The sequence below is a fragment of the Rhodococcus sp. (in: high G+C Gram-positive bacteria) genome, assembly GCF_049299235.1.
Classification (GTDB): Bacteria; Actinomycetota; Actinomycetes; order Mycobacteriales; family Mycobacteriaceae; genus Rhodococcus.
Genome location: NZ_JBAQXC010000143.1, coordinates 1 through 16806 on the forward strand (window position 1 = coordinate 1; position 16806 = coordinate 16806).

Annotated in this window: 17 protein-coding genes and 1 tRNA gene; 15 read left to right on the plus strand and 3 right to left on the minus strand. The window is 68.1% G+C overall.

Annotated elements, in window-relative coordinates; all coding sequences use genetic code 11:
- Positions 1–748: oxidoreductase (locus WAX14_RS08650; protein WP_422627676.1), on the plus strand; the 748-nt coding region annotated here is incomplete at its 5' end.
- Positions 749–1183: 435 nt separating this feature from the next.
- On the opposite strand, the gene WAX14_RS08655 is transcribed toward WAX14_RS08650, so the two are convergent.
- Positions 1184–2029: an HAD family hydrolase gene (locus WAX14_RS08655; RefSeq protein WP_422627677.1), complete on the minus strand. Its 846-nt coding sequence runs from the start codon at positions 2027–2029 to the stop codon at positions 1184–1186.
- Positions 2030–2328: 299 nt separating this feature from the next.
- Here WAX14_RS08655 and ssd point away from each other — a divergent pair, with 299 nt between their 5' ends.
- The 7 genes from ssd to WAX14_RS08690 all read left to right on the plus strand — a co-directional run bounded on the left by ssd (position 2329) and on the right by WAX14_RS08690 (position 6887).
- Entirely contained in the window at positions 2329–3411 is a 1083-nt protein-coding gene (gene ssd, locus WAX14_RS08660; RefSeq protein WP_422627678.1) for a septum site-determining protein Ssd, read from the plus strand.
- Positions 3408–4580: a TadA family conjugal transfer-associated ATPase gene (locus WAX14_RS08665; protein ID WP_422627679.1), complete on the plus strand. Its 1173-nt coding sequence runs from the start codon at positions 3408–3410 to the stop codon at positions 4578–4580. Before ssd ends, WAX14_RS08665 begins: the two co-directional genes overlap by 4 nt.
- The gene (locus WAX14_RS08670) at positions 4577–5371 is read left to right on the plus strand and encodes a type II secretion system F family protein (RefSeq protein ID WP_422627680.1); all 795 of its coding nucleotides are present in this window, start codon (positions 4577–4579) and stop codon (positions 5369–5371) included. Before WAX14_RS08665 ends, WAX14_RS08670 begins: the two co-directional genes overlap by 4 nt.
- Positions 5368–5943, plus strand: coding sequence for a type II secretion system F family protein (locus tag WAX14_RS08675; RefSeq protein WP_422627681.1), 576 nt, complete (start codon positions 5368–5370; stop codon positions 5941–5943). Before WAX14_RS08670 ends, WAX14_RS08675 begins: the two co-directional genes overlap by 4 nt.
- Before the next feature lie 67 nt (positions 5944–6010).
- The gene (locus WAX14_RS08680; protein ID WP_422627691.1) at positions 6011–6190 is read left to right on the plus strand and encodes a DUF4244 domain-containing protein; all 180 of its coding nucleotides are present in this window, start codon (positions 6011–6013) and stop codon (positions 6188–6190) included.
- A complete protein-coding gene (locus WAX14_RS08685; RefSeq protein ID WP_422627682.1) occupies positions 6187–6528 on the plus strand; it encodes a TadE family type IV pilus minor pilin in 342 nt (113 codons plus the stop codon). Before WAX14_RS08680 ends, WAX14_RS08685 begins: the two co-directional genes overlap by 4 nt.
- Positions 6525–6887 (plus strand): Rv3654c family TadE-like protein, encoded by a 363-nt coding sequence (locus WAX14_RS08690; protein ID WP_422627683.1) that lies wholly within the window; start codon positions 6525–6527, stop codon positions 6885–6887. Before WAX14_RS08685 ends, WAX14_RS08690 begins: the two co-directional genes overlap by 4 nt.
- Positions 6888–6897: 10 nt before the next feature.
- On the opposite strand, the gene WAX14_RS08695 is transcribed toward WAX14_RS08690, so the two are convergent.
- Positions 6898–9267 (minus strand): DEAD/DEAH box helicase, encoded by a 2370-nt coding sequence (locus WAX14_RS08695; protein WP_422627684.1) that lies wholly within the window; start codon positions 9265–9267, stop codon positions 6898–6900.
- Positions 9268–9657: 390 nt separating this feature from the next.
- Between WAX14_RS08695 and WAX14_RS08700 the strand changes: the two genes are divergently transcribed.
- From WAX14_RS08700 to WAX14_RS08715, 4 genes are all read left to right on the plus strand, one after another.
- Positions 9658–9861 carry a cold-shock protein gene (locus WAX14_RS08700; RefSeq protein WP_005248460.1) on the plus strand — a complete coding sequence of 68 codons (204 nt, stop codon included), beginning with the start codon at positions 9658–9660 and terminating at the stop codon, positions 9859–9861.
- A gap of 167 nt (positions 9862–10028) precedes the next feature.
- Complete coding sequence (locus tag WAX14_RS08705) at positions 10029–10634, plus strand: hypothetical protein (RefSeq protein ID WP_422627685.1); 606 nt, start codon at positions 10029–10031, stop codon at positions 10632–10634.
- An 84-nt stretch (positions 10635–10718) separates the two neighbouring features.
- Positions 10719–13673 (plus strand): type I DNA topoisomerase, encoded by a 2955-nt coding sequence (gene topA / locus WAX14_RS08710; protein WP_422627686.1) that lies wholly within the window; start codon positions 10719–10721, stop codon positions 13671–13673.
- A 36-nt stretch (positions 13674–13709) separates the two neighbouring features.
- Entirely contained in the window at positions 13710–14417 is a 708-nt protein-coding gene (locus WAX14_RS08715; RefSeq protein ID WP_422627687.1) for a helix-turn-helix domain-containing protein, read from the plus strand.
- Here WAX14_RS08715 and WAX14_RS08720 read toward each other — a convergent pair.
- On the minus strand, positions 14384–14770 hold the full coding sequence (locus tag WAX14_RS08720; protein WP_422627688.1) for a VOC family protein: 387 nt from the start codon (positions 14768–14770) through the stop codon (positions 14384–14386). The genes WAX14_RS08715 and WAX14_RS08720 overlap by 34 nt on opposite strands.
- A gap of 108 nt (positions 14771–14878) precedes the next feature.
- On the opposite strand from WAX14_RS08720, the gene WAX14_RS08725 reads away from it, so the two are divergent.
- From WAX14_RS08725 to WAX14_RS08735, 3 genes are all read left to right on the plus strand, one after another.
- Positions 14879–16063: a DNA polymerase III subunit delta' gene (locus WAX14_RS08725; protein WP_422627689.1), complete on the plus strand. Its 1185-nt coding sequence runs from the start codon at positions 14879–14881 to the stop codon at positions 16061–16063.
- Positions 16064–16125: 62 nt separating this feature from the next.
- Positions 16126–16198, plus strand: a tRNA-Thr gene (locus tag WAX14_RS08730).
- Between the two features lie 274 nt (positions 16199–16472).
- On the plus strand, positions 16473–16670 hold the full coding sequence (locus WAX14_RS08735) for a hypothetical protein (protein ID WP_422627690.1): 198 nt from the start codon (positions 16473–16475) through the stop codon (positions 16668–16670).
- Positions 16671–16806 lie beyond the last annotated feature (136 nt).

The window sequence follows — 16806 nt, forward strand, 5'->3', positions numbered from 1 at the left end:
GACCGACCCCCTGCAGCCACTCCTCGACCTGCCCGGCGTGCGGGACGCCGCCGACCGGGCGCGCGACGCGCTCGCCGGGGTGCACCGGCACAAGACCAATAGGCGCGGCTGGGCGAATACCGCGGCAGAGGCGTCGGTGCGGGCCGCGCGTGCCTCGGCGGCGATCGACGGCGGTTCGATGGACCTCCCGGCGCAGGGGGAGGCCGGTGACCCGATCCTCGCAGGCGCATTGCGGGTGGCGCAGGCGCTGGACGGTGACAGCCTCGGCATTCTGGCGGCGACGTGGAAACGAGCGCCGCTGCAGGCGCTCGCACGGCTGCATCTGCTCGCTGCGGCGGATCTGGTCGACGATCCGGCGTCGCTGGGTCGTCCACGCACTGATCCCGGAATCGGGGAACGACTCGATGCCCTCGCGCAGTTGGCGACCGGCGGAACCCGCGTGCCCGCCCCGGTCCTCGCTGCCGTCGTGCACGGTGAGCTGTGCGCGTTGCGTCCGTTCGGCATCGCAGACGGGGTGATCGCGCGCGCTGCCTCCCGTCTCGTCTGTGTCACGACCGGGCTCGACACCCGCAATCTGGGGGTTCCGGAGGTCACCTGGATGCGTCGTGTCCCGGCTTACCGTGACGGCGTTGCAGCGTTCGGTCAGGGTACGGCGGAGGGGGTGGGCGCGTGGTTGCGGTTCTGCTGCGATGCGCTGGAGTCCGGCGCCCGCGAAGCGACATCCATCGCTGATGCCTTTGCCGGTTGAGCCGAGCCCAGAGTTGTTGCGAGGTAGGGTCATCGGGAACGTAAAAGCGGGTGGCGATCCGACCTTCGTCGGTTTCGCCACCCGCTAGCACGGACGGTCCGTGTTACACAAGCGTGCTGGATTGGGTTGTGTGTCAACGACCTCGGCGATGACTCGGACTTCGGAAGTTCGCCCTCGCAACGGGTGCGAGGAAGTTCGCTTTCGAATCCCCGGATCTCGCAGGCCCACAACGCTTTTGCCCTTATAGTGGCATCGGCTCCGCGTGGGTGCTCGGTGTCCGTGCTGGAAAGTCGGTACGGGAGATCGAACCTTCTCTTCTGATTCGTTCTTGGCCTTCCGGCTTCCGTACCACCATTTCTACCCCCTCCGAGCGGGCTCGGCAAGCCCTAATTTTTCGACAATTTTTCGCCGGCCTCCCTACGCGCGATCGCGGTCTCATCGACGTCGGCGGAGAACGGAATAGGTGGTGGCGCCGGCGACCAGTGCGGTGACGGAAGCGATCGCGGCGATCGTGAGCACTCCGCGACCACGGGCACTCAATCGGCGCAACAGGGGAACTGGCTTGACGAAAGTTAGGACAGGCCAACCATTCTCGATAGCGGTGCGGCGCAGAGTCCGGTCGGGATTGACTGCGCGGGCATTCCCGACGGACTGCAGCATCGGGATGTCCGTCGACGAATCCGAGTATGCGTAGCTGCGCGCGAGGTCATAGCCGTACTCCTCGGCGAGTGCGTTGATTGCCGTCACCTTCGCCTCGCCGAAGCAGTAGAACTCGAGTTCGCCCGCGTAGCGCCCGTCGACGATGCGCATCCGGCTTCCGGTGCTGTGCGAGGCACCCAGTGCATGAGCGATCGGCCCGACCACCTCTTCCCCGGATGCCGAGATCACCACCACGTCGTGGCCACGAAGCTTGTGGTCGGCGATGAGATCCGCAGCCTCCTGGAACACCAGCGGATCGACGATCTCGTGCAGGGTTTCGGCGACAATCGACTTGATCTGCTCGACGTCCCAGCCCTCGCACATCGCCGCGATGTAGGCACGCATCCGCTCCGCCTGATCGTGGTCCGCGCCGGACAGCAGGTACAGGAATTGGGCGTACGTGTTCTCGATCACCGTGCGTCGGTTGAGGAGGCCCTGATCGAAGAAGGGGCGGCTGAAGGCGAGGATGCTGGACTTCGCGATGACAGTCTTGTCCAGGTCGAAAAACGCGGCGACGCGACCGGTGTCGGCGTGCCGTGGTGTCTCGTCGGTCACCGCACCACCATAGGCTTCCCGCCGCATTCCGATCGGGCTGCGGCACCACCAACCTGATCAATGCTTCAACTTGCATGGTGCTGTCTCAGCCGGTGTAGTATTTAAACTACCTGGGCGTAAACCAGGCTGTGTTCAGCCCGACCCCCCGGGGCTGAACACGACGGCCCTCGCCTCCTCCCCCCTGGCGAGGGTCGTCCCGTATCCGCAGCGAGGTACGACCGGGACAGCGTCCCAGGGTTATCCACAGGCGCTCGATTCATCCACAGATTCGCCGTATGCGCCGGAAGAGGCTTCCGTGCGTCGATGTCTCCGCGCACGCTGGCCGCATGAACGACGAGCAGTCCCCGCGAATCCTCGCGCTGATCTCCGACACCACACTCCTGACCAGCCTCCGGCGGGTAGCCGCGGCATCCGACCGCGACCTCGACGACGCTCCCGCGCCCCCGACTCGGCGTAGCTGGGACGATGCCGGACTCGTCGTGGTGGACCGTGCATCGGTGGCAGCGGCCGAGACGCTTCCACGTCGGCGCGGCGTGGTGCTGGTCTGCTCGGGCGCGGCCGGACTGTCCGATTGGCAGGCCGCGGCCGCCGTGGGCGCGGAACACGTCCTGGCGCTCCCCGACGACGAGGTCGAACTGCTCGCCGTACTCGGCGCCGCCGCCGAACCGGACACCGGCGGAGGCCGCATCGTCACCGTCGTCGGCGGGTGTGGGGGAGCAGGCGCCTCGACATTCGCGGCGGCGCTCGCCTGGACCGCAGCGGACCGCTCCGACCCGAACGTCCTCCTCGTCGACGGCGACCCGCTCGGCGGTGGTCTCGACGTGCTCACCGGACTCGAAGACCGGCCCGGTGTCCGATGGCCGGGCCTCACCGTCGAGGGCGGCAGAGTTTCTGCGCGAGCCCTGTTCGACGCCGTCCCGGACTGGACTCATGGACTCGGCGTGCTCTCCACCGACCGCGCTCCGCTCGGTGAACCGCCGTCCGCAACAGTCACCGCCGTGCTCGATGCGGCACGGAGATCAGGCACCATGATCGTGTGTGACGTGTCCCGCAACGTCGGTCCGGCCGCGGAAACAATGGTCGCCGCCGCCGACCTCGTCGTCCTGGTCACGCCCGCACGGGTGGGTGGTGCACTCGCGGCGGCGCGGACCACGGACTGGGTGAGCGCGCGCAACCCGAATCCGGGTCTCGTGGTTCGCGGCCCCGCACCGGGCGGGCTGCGCGGCACAGACGTCGCCGCTGTCGTCGGAATCCCGCTACTCGCCACGATGCGAGCACAGACCGGTCTCGCCGAAGCCCTCGAACACGGCGGGTTGAGGGTTCGGCGGCGTTCACCGCTGGCCGCAGCAGCCGACACAGTCCTCGCCGTCGTCGGATTCGAACCGACGTCCCCGAGGTGGGTGGCATGAGTGCGATGCTGACCGCCGATCTGCTCGACCGGGTACGCGAACGGCTCGCCGGGGACCGCGCCGAACCGACACCCGCACGGGTCGCAGCGGCACTGCGCGCCGAATCCGGCGGCGTGCTCGGCGACTCAGACCTGCTCACGGCCCTGCGGCACCTGCAAACCGAGCTCACCGGCGCCGGGCCACTCGAGGCGCTGCTCGCCGAACCGGCAGTCACCGACGTACTCGTGACCGCCCCGGACCGTGTCTGGGTCGATCGTGGCGCGGGCCTGCAACCTGTGCCGGTGTCATTTCCGGACGAGGCGTCGGTGCGCCGGCTCGCACAGCGACTCGCGCTGTTCGCCGGCCGCCGGCTCGACGACGCCCAGCCGTGGGTGGACGGACGGCTGCCAGGACACAGTGAGTTCGGCGTGCGGCTGCACGCTGTGCTGGCACCGGTTGCGCAGGGCGGAACCTGCCTGTCACTGCGCATCCTGAGGCCGGCCACCCAAGGACTCGACGCACTCCTCGCGAACGGGGCCGTGCACCCCGACGCTTACCGGCTGTTGCGTCGTATCGTGTCGACACGACTGGCATTTCTCGTTGTCGGGGGCACCGGCGCGGGAAAGACGACACTGCTGGCGGCGATGCTCGGCGCCGTCGACCCCGGCGAACGGATCGTGTGCGTCGAGGACGCGGCCGAACTCGCACCCACGCACCCGCATGTGGTCCGGCTCGTCGCCAGACCACCGAACGTCGAAGGAGTCGGTGAGGTCACCGTCCGCGACCTCGTGCGACAGGCACTGCGGATGCGGCCGGACCGAATCGTCGTCGGCGAGGTACGCGGAGGTGAGGTCGTCGACCTGCTGACCGCACTCAACACCGGGCACGACGGCGGTGCCGGAACGGTCCACGCGAACTCGCCGGACGAGGTACCTGCGCGGCTCGAAGCGCTCGCCGCACTCGGCGGACTCGACCGTGCCGCGCTGCACAGTCAACTGGCCGCGGCGGTGCAGGTGGTCCTGCACGTCGACCGCGCGTCCGACGGAACCCGGCGGCTCGTGGAGATCGGGGTCGTCGGACGCGACCCGGTGGCCGGGGTCGTGGTCGTTCCGGCATGGACCGCCGCGCACGGCACGGTCGCCGGGACCGAACAACTCGACCGGTTCTTCCAGCGGCGGAACAGCGCATGATCGTCGCCGCGCTGTGCCTGGCCGCCGCGGTGCTGATCGCGCCCGGCCCGGTCGGGCGACACCGAATCCGATCGACTGCCGGAGCCGAGCCCGCGACACGGCGCCGGGTCCGGCGGCCCCTGGTGATCGGTGCGGGTACCGCGGTCGCCGTGGCAACGGTGACCGGGGGTGTCTCGGCCGCGCTGGCCACGTCGATCATCGTCGCAACGGTGGTGTGGCGTATGCGGAGCCGTCGTCACGTGCGGGAGGCAGACGCAGACAAGCGGATGCTGCTCGGTGCCCTCGAAGTCGTCGTCGCCGAACTGAGAGTGGGTAGTCATCCGGCCGAGGCGTGCACCGTCGCTGCGCACGAGACCGGTGGGCCCGCAGCCGATGCGTTCCGGGTCGCGGCCGCACGGGCCCGACTCGGTGGATCGGCGGCGGACGGACTGCGCGGGGCGGCACCGGGTCCGCTCGGCCCGTATCTGGAGCGGATCGCGGCCGCGTGGGCAGTCTCCGATCGGCACGGTCTTGCGCTCGCCGAATTGCTGTCGGCCACTCGCACCGACCTGCTCGGCCGGATCCGACTGCGGGCACGCACCGAGGCGGGACTGGCCGGAGCCCGCGCGACCGCAACGGTACTCGCGGGACTACCCGCGCTGGGTGTCGCGCTCGGACAGGCGATGGGGGCCGCCCCGATCGCGGTGCTGTTCGGCGGCGGACTCGGCGGTGGACTGCTCGTCCTGGGAACCGGTCTGACGTGTGCGGGGCTGCTGTGGACCGACCGGATCTCGGCAGGGGTCACCTCGTGATCACGCTCGGAGCGCTCTGCCTGGCTGCCGCGGTACTGGTGCTACCGAATGCGGGACGGAGCCGCACGCGCCGGTTCGTTGAGTCCGTCGGTGAAGATATTCCGAATAGTTTTGTAGTGGAGCATGATCCGCATGCAGTGCCGGCCACTCTCGACCTCTTCGCGGCCTGTCTGCGGGCAGGTTTGCCGACCGCCACCGCTGCCCGCGCGGTGGCAGATTCGGCGCCGCCGGTCCTTGCCGACGCACTCCGGCGCGGTGCGGACCGACTCCAACTGGGCGCCGACCCCGCAGACGCGTGGCGTTCACTCGGGGACGACGAGGTCCTCGAAGCATTCTCCCGGGCCGCGCGACGATCTGCGAAATCCGGTGCTCCACTGTCGGAGATCATCGCCGAGTTGGCCGAGCGCCGACGTGCCGACGCGGAAGACCGGACGGCTGCGGCGATCGAGCGAGCCGGTGTGCTCGTCAGTGGTCCACTCGGCCTGTGCTTCCTACCGGCCTTCGTGTGCTTGGGCATTGTCCCGGTCGTGATCGGACTGGCGGGAAAGGTCCTTTCCGGGGGACTTCTGTAGGACGCCGGCGCGGATGGACCGTGTCGGAACGAAAGGGGAAATAATGTCCACCAACAAGTTTCGGTTCATGTGGCAGCGGTTGGCCGGGGTTGCGACCGACGAGAACGGTATGTCGACCGCCGAGTACGCAATCGGGACGATCGCGGCCGCCGCATTCGGCGCGGTGCTCTACACGGTGGTGACCGGCGACAACATCGTGTCCGCGCTGACCGGCATCGTCGAGCGCGCGTTGAACACCGCGGTGTGACCGGGTCGGGGGAACAGGGCGGCGTCACCGTCGAAGCGGCGATCACCCTGTCCGCGTTGGTGTCGGTCCTCGTGCTGTGTCTCGGTGCCGTGCTGTGTGTTTCGCATCAGGTCCGATGTCAGGATGCGGCACGGGAAGCGGCCCGGTTGGCCGCACGTGGCGATGAGGCTCGGGCGGTCGAGACGGCCGCCCGGGTCGCACCGTCGGACGCGCGGATCACACTGCGCGACGACGGGGATCTCGTGGTCGCGGTCGTGTCCGCTCCGGGGCCACTCCTCCCGTTGGTGACGCTGACCGCCGAGGCGGTCGCCGCCCGCGAACCGGAACCGCACCGGTGAGCGCACCGGCCGGGGACCGGGGCAGCGCGTCGATCGTCGGATGCTTCATCATGGCTGCGCTTGTCGTCGTGACCGCAACATCGGTCCACGTCGGATCGGTTGTGGCGACACGTCATCGCGCGCAGGCGGCCGCTGATCTCGCGGCGCTGGCCGTCGCGGTTGCGCTCGACCGCGGCAGTGAGCATGCCTGCGCGCGGGCGGAGCGGATCGCCACACGCATGCGGGTTCGAGTACGGGCATGCACGGTCGACGGGTGGGACGCGGTCGTCGAGGTCGCTGCCACCGTGACGGCGGCGTTGCCGGGTGCGGGGGAAGCGGTGGCGGTCGCGCGGGCGGGACCCGCGGATCCGGCAGGTTGAGGACTGCCGTTCAGGGTTCGTCGTTCGGGTTTTCGCCGCCCAGTGCGTCGAGAACGATGCCGAGCAGCGCGATCGCCCCGGCCTTGTCGAGTGGCTCGTTGCCGTTGCCGCATTTGGGTGAGTACACACACGACGGGCAGCCGGTGGGGCATTCGCACGCGAAGATCGCGGCGCGGGTGGCGCCGAGCCATTCGGCGATCCGCGCGTGCCCACGTTCGGCGAATCCGGCGCCGCCGGGATACCCGTCGTACACGAACACGGTCGGTAGTCCGGTGTCGGCGTGCAGCGGGGTGGATACTCCGCCGATGTCGCCGCGATCGCACGTGGCGACGAGCGGCAGAAGGCCGATGGCTGCGTGTTCGGCGGCGTGGAGCGCACCGGGGATGCGCTCGGCCCCGATACCGGCGCGCTCGAACAGTTCGGGTGCGACGGTGTACATCACGGCGCGGGTCGGCAGGGTCTGTTCGGGCATGTCGAGGGGGATCTGGTCGAGCACCTCGCCGGTCGGCAGACGTCGCAGATAGCCGATCACCCGGTGAGTCACCTCGACCCCCGCGGACGCGACCGTCACCTCACCGAGGGTGCGGTGCTCGTCGACGGAGTCGATGGTTATGGCGGTCAATTCCCTTGCAGACGTAGACCATTCGGGATCCTCCGCGTGCACCAGGGCGATCCCGTCGTCGAGGTGCAACTCGTCGACGACGAACGACTCGCCCTGGTGTAGATGCACGGCACCGGGATGGACGGTCGCGGGGGCGCGGCCGGCATCGACGGTGCCGAGCATCCGGCCGGTGTCGGCTTCGACGATCGCGATCCGGCCGCCGATGCCTCCGCGGATGTCGACGCCCGCATGCGTCTGGGTACCGGGGGTGACGAACCATCCGTGCTGGCGCCGCCGGATCAAGCCCTGCGCGGCGAGGTCGGCGAGGACGTCGGCGGCACCGAATTCGGCGACCTCGACGTCCGTGAGCGGCGCCTCCAAGGCTGCGCAGAGGAGTTGCGGGCCGAGAACGTACGGGTTCGCCGGATCGATGACGGTCGCCTCGACCGGCATACCGAGCAGTGCCTGCGGGTGATGCACGAGATACGTGTCGAGCGGGTCGTCGCGGGCCACGAGCACCACCAGCGATCCGGCGCCGCGCCGACCGGCGCGACCACCCTGCTGACGGAACGAGGCCACGGTGCCGGGGAACCCGGCGACGACAACGGCATCGAGGCCGGCGATGTCGACCCCGAGCTCGAGCGCGTTGGTCGTCGCGACACCGAGCAGTCGCCCGTCGCCGAGTGCCGCCTCGAGTTCGCGACGGTCCTCGGCGAGATATCCGGCGCGATACGCGGCGACCCGATCGACCAGGTCCGGTGCGGATGCGGCGAGCAGGCGGCGCGCGGCGATCGCGGTCGATTCGGCACCGTGCCGCGATCGGACGAACGTGAGCGTCCGGGCACCTTCGACGACGAGATCGGCGAGCAGGCGCGCGGCTTCGCTGCCCGCGGATCGGCGCACCGCCGCACCGTTCTCCCCGGTCACACCCGTGAGCAGCGGTGGTTCCCACAAGGCGACGGTGCGTGGACCGGACGGGGAGCGGTCGTCGGTGACCTCGTGACAGGGCGCGCCGATCAGCCGGGATGCAGCGACTCCCGGTTCGGCGGTGGTCGCGGACGCCAGGACGAACACGGGGTCGGCACCGTAGTGCTCTGCGATGCGGCGTAGCCGGCGCAGGACCAGTGCTACGTGTGAGCCGAACACGCCGCGATAGGAGTGACATTCATCGACGACGACGTACCGCAGGCGGGTGAAGAACCTGCCCCAGCGGTGGTGGCCGGGAAGTAGCCCGAGGTGCAGCATGTCCGGGTTTGTGAAGATCCACCGTGAGTGGGCGCGGGCCCACTGCCGCAGTTCGCTGGAGGTGTCGCCGTCGTAGGCGCACGGGTGCACGTTCGGGATGGTCGAGTCGGTGCCGGTCAACGCCGTGACCGCGCGTAACTGGTCTGCACCGAGGGCTTTCGTCGGCGACAGGTACAGTGCGGTCGCCCTCGGATCCTCGGTGAGTGCAGTGAGTACCGGTAGTTGGTAGGCGAGCGACTTGCCCGAGGCGGTGCCGGTGGACAGCACGACATGGTTGCCTTCGGCGGCGAGGGTCGCGGCGGTGGACTGGTGGCTCCACGGTCGCTCGATCCCGCACTCGCGCATGATTCGGACGACCGGTTCGGCAACCCAGCGCGGCCATTCGGTGTGGCGGGCCGCGCGGGCGGGGAGATGCGCGGTGTACGTGAGCGGACGTTCGGTTGCGGGGGTTCCCGCGAGGAGTCCGTCCAGGAGTTCGGTGCCGTAGCTCGGGGGTGTGTCGCCGAACGGGTGATGGTGCGGCGAGGTTGTCACGGTGGTGCTCCCGGATCGTGGGCGTCGTTTCAGCGTAGGGCACCGAGTTCGGCCCGGGCCGTGTCCGTGTGGGCCGTTTCGGTGTGGAATACGGCGGTACGATCGAGCGCGGGTGCGGTAGGTGATCGCGGGTTGTAACAAGATCGAAAATTTGGGCGATTTGTACGCCCTCCTACTGTTGTGCGCGTCAGGAACATGATTGACTGACACCGGTCGCAGCTTCTGTGTTCGTTGGCTTGAGAAAGTGCACGCTCGCAGGATCGAGGTTGCGGGCGCGGTGCTTTAGCTCTTCCGCCAGGGGGGATCAAGAAGTGCAGCGGTCGGAACCGGCCCGGCGGTCCGCGCACCCGGCGGCTCGCCGAATCCGGTGTTAGAAAGAGAAGGAAAAGCATGGCACAGGGCACTGTGAAGTGGTTCAACGCGGAGAAGGGCTTCGGCTTCATTGCTCCCGAAGACGGCTCCGCCGACGTGTTCGTCCACTACTCCGAGATCCAGGGTTCCGGCTTCCGCACCCTGGAGGAGAACCAGCGCGTCGAGTTCGAGGTCGGCCAGGGCACCAAGGGCCCGCAGGCCACCGGCGTGCGCGCGGTCTGATAGTTCGCACTTCGAACGATCAGGCGGATCTCGGTCTGCATGGACCGAAGCCTGAATTCGTCCCCTGTCACCATCGGTGATGGGGGACGATCCATTTTGTGCACACTGCTGGGGGGACACGTACCGGCCGCACGTTTCGCGGCTCGCAGGATCGGGAGGGCGGTGCAATGGGACAACTGTCGATCTTCGGTGCCGATACCGTTCCACCTGCGCTGACCGACCTGGGTGGGCTGCTCGCTGCGCAAGGACAGGTGGTCGTGTCCGGTGGCAAGGCACGCATCTCGGTGGTGGTCGGCGAACGTTGGCGCGCCGACGCCATCGCCGAACTGATGACGCAGGCCGGGTTGGCCGCTGAGGTCACCGCCACCGACGAGGGTCGTCCGCTGGTTCGGACCGCGGCCGTCGAATCCCTGGTTCCACTCGCATCACAGTGGACGCGCGGTGCCGTGAAGTCGGTACCGCCGGGTTGGGTACCGGGTTCGCGGGCGCTGCGTGCATGGGTGCTCGCCGCCGGCCGGATGGAGGTGGACGGGCAGCGGTATGTGCTGGGACTCGATCCGCACGCAACCGACACCCATCCGGTGCTCGCACAGTCGCTGATGAGAGCGGGGATCGCGCCCACCCTCATCGGCACACACGGCACCGGTCTGGGGCTACGAGTGTCCGGCCGGAAGCGCCTGGCCAGGCTCGGAGAGAGCATCGGCGAACCCCCACGCGATGGGTCGGCTCGGGCACTGTGGCCGCACGTGACAGGCGACGATTTCGACAGGTGACGAGACCGTTGCGCGTGATGTGCGACCCTGTGTGTGGCCGCGTCTGGGGAACGGGTCGGTATACATGTCCTTGAAGAAGTAGGCATGTCGACAACAAGGAAAGGTGCGGGCGGCACGGTGGCAGCACGGGACAAGAGCACGTCGGACGGCTCGTCGGGCACTCGTCGGCTCGTCATCGTCGAGTCTCCGACCAAGGCGAAGAAGATCGCGCCGTACCTCGGCAAGAACTATGTCGTCGAGGCGTCGGTCGGCCATATCCGGGACCTGCCGCGTGGTGCGGCCGACGTCCCGGCCAAATACAAGGGTGAGGCCTGGGCCCGACTCGGCGTCAATGTCGACCAGAACTTCGAAGCGCTGTATGTGGTCAGTCCGGAGAAGAAATCCAAGGTCGCCGAACTCAAAAGTCTCCTCGCAGACGCCGACGAACTGTATCTGGCGACCGACCCCGACCGTGAGGGCGAAGCCATCGCCTGGCACCTGCTCGAAACGCTCAAGCCGAAGGTTCCGGTTCGCCGGATGGTGTTCCACGAGATCACCGAACCGGCTATCCGCGCGGCCGCGCAGAACACCCGCGACCTCGATATCGATCTGGTCGACGCGCAGGAGACCCGACGCATCCTCGATCGCCTCTACGGCTACGAGGTCAGTCCCGTGCTGTGGAAGAAGGTCATGCCGCGACTGTCGGCCGGCCGAGTGCAGTCAGTGGCGACCCGCGTGATCGTGCGCCGTGAACGCGAGCGCATGGCCTTCACGTCCGCCGAGTATTGGGACATCGCCGCGACCCTCGACGCCGGCGCGGGCGCGAGCCCCCGGTCGTTCGGTGCCCGGCTGGTCGGTGTCGACGGCAGCCGCGTCGCGGTCGGCCGCGACTTCGGCCCCGATGGTGCACTCAAATCCACCGGCGTCGCTGTGCTCGACGAGGCGCGTGCTCGAGCACTGGCCACGGCCCTCGAAGGCGCGGCACTGGCCGTCACCTCCGTCGAGTCGAAGCCCTACACCCGCAAGCCGTATGCACCGTTCATGACGTCGACGCTGCAACAGGAAGCGGGCCGCAAGCTGCGGTTCTCGTCGGAGCGGACGATGCGCATCGCGCAGCGCCTGTACGAGAACGGCTACATCACCTACATGCGCACCGACTCGACGACCCTGTCCGAGTCGGCGATTTCCGCGGCCCGCGCGCAGGCCACCCAGTTGTACGGTGCCGAGTACGTCAGCCCGAGCCCACGCCAGTACACCCGCAAGGTCAAGAACGCGCAGGAAGCGCACGAGGCGATCCGTCCCGCAGGCGACGTCTTCGCGACACCGGGCGAACTGCATTCGCGGCTCGATACCGACGAGTTCAAGCTCTACGAGCTGATCTGGCAGCGCACGGTCGCCTCACAGATGGCCGACGCCCGCGGCACCACCCTGACGTTGCGCATCACCGGCACCGCCGCGACCGGTGAGGAATGCGTGTTCTCGTCGTCGGGCCGCACCATCACGTTCGCCGGGTTCCTCAAGGCCTACGTCGAGAGCGTCGACGAAGAGGCCGGTGGCCAGTCCGACGACGCCGAGTCGCGGCTGCCGAACCTGAGCGAGGGACAGTCCGTCACCGCGACGAAGCTCGACCCGGACGGGCACTCGACGAACCCGCCGGCCCGCTACACCGAAGCCAGCCTGATCAAGACCCTCGAAGATCTCGGGATCGGCCGTCCGTCGACGTACGCGTCGATCATCAAGACGATCCTGGATCGCGGATACGTCTACAAGCGCGGCAGCGCACTCGTGCCGTCGTGGGTGGCGTTCGCGGTGATCGGCCTGCTCGAGGCGCACTTCGGGCAACTCGTCGACTACGACTTCACTGCCGGTATGGAGGACGATCTCGACGAGATCGCGTCCGGTCACGAACATCGGAACGACTGGCTGTCGAACTTCTACTTCGGTGGTGAGCGCGGCACCGAAGGGTCGGTCGCTCGCGAGGGTGGCCTGAAGAAGATGGTCGGGGAGAACCTCGAGGAGATCGACGCCCGCGAGATCAACTCGATCCGGCTGTTCGACGATGCGGAGGGCCGCGAAATCGACGTGCGCGTCGGCCGGTTCGGTCCGTACCTCGAACGCATGGTCGTCGATCCGGACAACCCGGACGGTGATCGGATCTCGCAGCGCGCGAATCTGCCAGACGACCTGCCGCCGGACGAGCTGACCCTCGAATACGCCGAGAAGCTGTTCTCGACGCCGCAGGAGGGTCGCAGCCTCGGCACCGACCCGATCACCGGCAATGAGATCGTCGCCCGCGAAGGCCGTTTCGGTCCCTACGTGACCGAGTTGCTGCCGGAGCCGCCGTCCGAACCCGAGCAGGAGCCCGCGGTCACGCCGATCCCGGTCGACGAGGCAGGCGCCGGTGGCACCGCGACGAAGACCGCCGCGAAGAAGGCGCCGGCGAAGAAGGCTGCTGCGAAAAGGGCGCCGGCGAAGAAGGCGACCGGACCGAAGCCGCGCACGGCGTCGCTGCTGAAGACGATGGATCTGTCGACCGTCACGCTCGAGGACGCACTCCGACTGCTGTCGCTGCCGCGGGTCGTCGGTACCGACCCCGAGTCGGGCGAGGAGATCACCGCGCAGAACGGCCGCTACGGCCCGTACCTGAAGAAGGGCACGGATTCGCGGTCGCTCGCGACGGAGGAACAGATGTTCACCGTCACCCTCGACGAAGCACTGAAGATCTACGCCGAACCCAAACGGCGTGGACGGCAGGCCGCGGCAACCCCGCCGCTGCGTGAACTCGGTGTCGACCCGGCCAGCGAGAAGCCGATGGTGATCAAGGACGGCCGGTTCGGTCCGTATGTCACGGACGGCGAAACCAACGCGAGCCTGCGTAAGGGCGACGAGGTCGGGACGATCACCGACGAACGGGCGTCCGAACTGCTCGCCGATCGCCGTGCCCGCGGCCCGGCGAAGAAGACGACGAAGAAGGCGCCCGCCAAGAAGACTGCTGCCAAGAAGACTGCTGCCAAGAAGACTGCTGCCAAGAAGACGACTGCCAAGAAGACCGCGGAGTGAGATGACGGCGTGCACGGACCGTCGTATTCTCGCGACGTGTACCGAGAGCAGCCGTCGGGCGTAGCCGGGGTACTCCTGTGGTCCGCGCAGCGCACACCCACGGGAGCCGGCACCTCCGTGCTGCCGGACGGGTGCATGGACTTGATCTGGCATGAGGACGGGTTCCTCGTCGCGGGACCGGACACGCAGCCACACCACTCCGATCTGGGGACCCGCCGTACCCTGACGGCGCTGCGCTGCGCCCCCGGCTTCGGTCCGGCGTTGTTCGGCGTCGACGCGTGCGAACTGCGTGACCAGCGTGTTCCGCTCGATCAGATGTGGTCGTCACGGCGTGTCCGCCGCCTGACGGATTCGGCTCACGTCGATCCGGAAGCTACGCTCGTCGCGATCGCCCGCGACCGACTCGCCGCAGCGGACGTCGGGATCGACGCGGCCGTCGCGGCTCTGCTCGCGTCGGGCGAAACCGTCGCAGGCACCGCGGCCGCGGTCGGGTGGAGTGAACGGCGATTGCATCGCCAGGCGGTGCGGACCTTCGGATACGGTCCGAAAACGCTCGGCCGGATCCTGCGATTCCGACGCGCCGTCGACTCGGCCCGGTCCGGCGTCGGCTTCGCCGCAATCGCGTACGACTGCGGATTCACCGATCAGGCGCACCTGGCCCGCGAGATCCGGGCACTGTCCGGAACGACACTCACCGATCTCGCGGACAGCTATGCCAGGGCGGCGAACAGGTCGATCGGGTAGCCGTCCGGATCTTCGAGCTGTGCATAGCGTTGCCCCCAGAACGCGTCCCACGGTGCCTTCACCTGGGTACATCCCGCGTCGAGCAGTGCTGTGCATGTCGCATCGACGTGCTCCGCGCCGCCGCAGTCGAACGCCAACGACGCGCCGCCGGGCGCGAGCGTGAACTCGGGGGCGAACGCGCGGACGGATTCCACGGTGTCCCACATCAAGCGCAGACCACCGGGGAGAGTCACCTCGAAATGCGGGCTGTCGGGCAGTTCAGTCGGCAGGTCGAGGCCGAGTAGGCGGTAGCACTCGAAGGAACGGACAAGGTCGTTGACGACGAGGCCGACGGCCGAGAGATGCGGAGTCATGAATCGACGGTATCCACGGTTGGTTCGGGAGTCTTGCAGATTTCGGACAGTGGCAGGCCACGGAGCGCCGGTGCCTGACCGTCGGTGCCCGGCGCTACGCTGACCGGCATGGGTGTCTTCGATCGTCTCGTCGGTCAGCGCGACGTCGAGACGGACCTGATCGCCGCAGCGATCGCGGCCCGCAACGGAGACACCGGGTCCGCGATGACGCACTCGTGGTTGTTCACCGGGCCGCCCGGATCGGGACGGTCCGTCGCAGCGCTCTGCTTCGCGGCAGCCCTTCAGTGCACCGACCCCGGCGAACCGGGCTGCGGACGCTGCCATGCCTGCACGACGACGATGGCAGGCACGCACGGCGATGTGCGCCGGGTCGTACCCGAGGGCCTGACCATCAGCGTCAAATCGATGCGCGAGATCGTTCAAACCGCGTCGCGACGGCCCAGCACCGGCCGCTGGCAGATCGTCGTCGTCGAGGACGCCGACCGGCTCACCGAGGGAGCGGCGAACGCGCTGCTCAAAGTCGTCGAGGAACCGCCACAACGCACCGTGTTCCTGTTGTGCGCACCGTCGGTCGACCCACAAGACATCTCCGTGACGCTGAGGTCGCGGTGCAGGCACGTGGGCCTGATCACTCCCGGCGTCGACTCGATCGCGCGAGTACTGCGGGATGTCGACGGGATCGACGAACGCGCTGCGCGCTGGGCTGCGTCGGTCAGTGGCGGCCACGTCGGCCGGGCTCGCCGCCTCGCTACCGACGACTCCGCGCGCAGCAACCGTGCCCGTGCACTTGATGTCGCGGGCGCAGTTCTGCGACCCGCTACCACCTACGCCGCCGCCGACGACCTGGTTCAGCGGGCGCAGGCCGAGGCCAAGCAGGTCAGCGCGGCTCTCGACGAACGGGAAACCGAGGAACTGAAGACTGCGCTCGGCGCGGGCGGCACCGGAAAAGGAGCTGCGGGTGCGCTGCGTGGTTCTGCCGGGGTACTCAAGGACCTCGAACGTACCCAGAAGTCGCGGCTGACCCGCACCGAACGCGACATCATGGACCGCGCGTTGATCGACCTCGCAGGGCTGTACCGGGACGCGCTCGCGGTGGCGTTCGGTGCGGCCGCCACACCGAACCATCCGGACATGACCGACCGGGCCCGCGACTTGGCTTCCCGCGCTTCGCCGGCATCGCTGCTGACCTGCATCGAATCGATCCTCGAATGTAGGGAGGCGCTCACACAGAACGTCAAACCACGATTCGCGGTCGCGGCGATGGCAGCCCGGTTGAGCTCCGCATTCCGCTGATCTACGTCTCGGTTTGCATCGTCCGGGGGGTGGTCGGCTACACTTCGGACGCCGAAAGGCTCGCTGCCTTAGCTCAGTCGGTAGAGCATTTCACTCGTAATGAAAAGGTCGTCGGTTCGATTCCGACAGGCAGCTCAACGAAGAAGACCCCTCACCCGGAACACGGGTCAGGGGTCTTTTTCGTATCTGCGGACATCACCTCCCCGTGGCCTCCGCGCGCATCCACCCGTCGCACATCATCGGAAACGGGGACGATGGAGACATGGTCATGGAAATCTTCTCGCTGATCCTCATCATCGGAGCCCTCGCAGTGGTCTTGCCGATGGCGATACGCGTCTTTCGCCGGCACGACGACGAGTAGCGCGCCGAAGTCCTCGACAACGTGTCGCGACGCGCTCATGCTCGATGTATGAGCGAGTCGTTGAAGGACCGAGTTCGCGCGAAGATCCTCCGGCAACGCGGCGAGGACGGTGGACGTCCCCTCGGAGACGCGGAAGGCGACAACCCGCGACTCGTGGACCTCGGCAGCGACCTGGTGCTGCTGGACCAGGCATCGGAGGACGACGCCGTAGTTCAACAGCTCGCAGCGAAGTACTGGGTGCCTTGAATCGTCGAGAAACTGTCGTTGACCTGGCGATTTGGTGTTCCACGGTGGGTTCGCGTAACTTATTCCAGGTCAGAGCGACACGGACACCGACCCGGACCACAAGGACCGGGACAACGAGGTTGGACGAAGGCGCCTG

Excerpts from the sequence above, each read along its gene's own strand:
- WAX14_RS08655 (WP_422627677.1), bottom strand. The coding sequence starts at position 2,029 with ATGCGGCGGGAAGCCTATGGTGGTGCGGTGACCGACGAGACACCACGG.
- ssd (WP_422627678.1), top strand. The coding sequence starts at position 2,329 with ATGAACGACGAGCAGTCCCCGCGAATCCTCGCGCTGATCTCCGACACC.
- WAX14_RS08665 (WP_422627679.1), top strand. The coding sequence starts at position 3,408 with ATGAGTGCGATGCTGACCGCCGATCTGCTCGACCGGGTACGCGAACGG.
- WAX14_RS08670 (WP_422627680.1), top strand. The coding sequence starts at position 4,577 with ATGATCGTCGCCGCGCTGTGCCTGGCCGCCGCGGTGCTGATCGCGCCC.
- WAX14_RS08680 (WP_422627691.1), top strand. The coding sequence starts at position 6,011 with ATGTGGCAGCGGTTGGCCGGGGTTGCGACCGACGAGAACGGTATGTCG.
- WAX14_RS08700 (WP_005248460.1), top strand. The coding sequence starts at position 9,658 with ATGGCACAGGGCACTGTGAAGTGGTTCAACGCGGAGAAGGGCTTCGGC.
- WAX14_RS08705 (WP_422627685.1), top strand. The coding sequence starts at position 10,029 with ATGGGACAACTGTCGATCTTCGGTGCCGATACCGTTCCACCTGCGCTG.
- topA (WP_422627686.1), top strand. The coding sequence starts at position 10,719 with ATGTCGACAACAAGGAAAGGTGCGGGCGGCACGGTGGCAGCACGGGAC.
- WAX14_RS08720 (WP_422627688.1), bottom strand. The coding sequence starts at position 14,770 with ATGACTCCGCATCTCTCGGCCGTCGGCCTCGTCGTCAACGACCTTGTC.
- WAX14_RS08725 (WP_422627689.1), top strand. The coding sequence starts at position 14,879 with ATGGGTGTCTTCGATCGTCTCGTCGGTCAGCGCGACGTCGAGACGGAC.
- WAX14_RS08735 (WP_422627690.1), top strand. The coding sequence starts at position 16,473 with ATGAGCGAGTCGTTGAAGGACCGAGTTCGCGCGAAGATCCTCCGGCAA.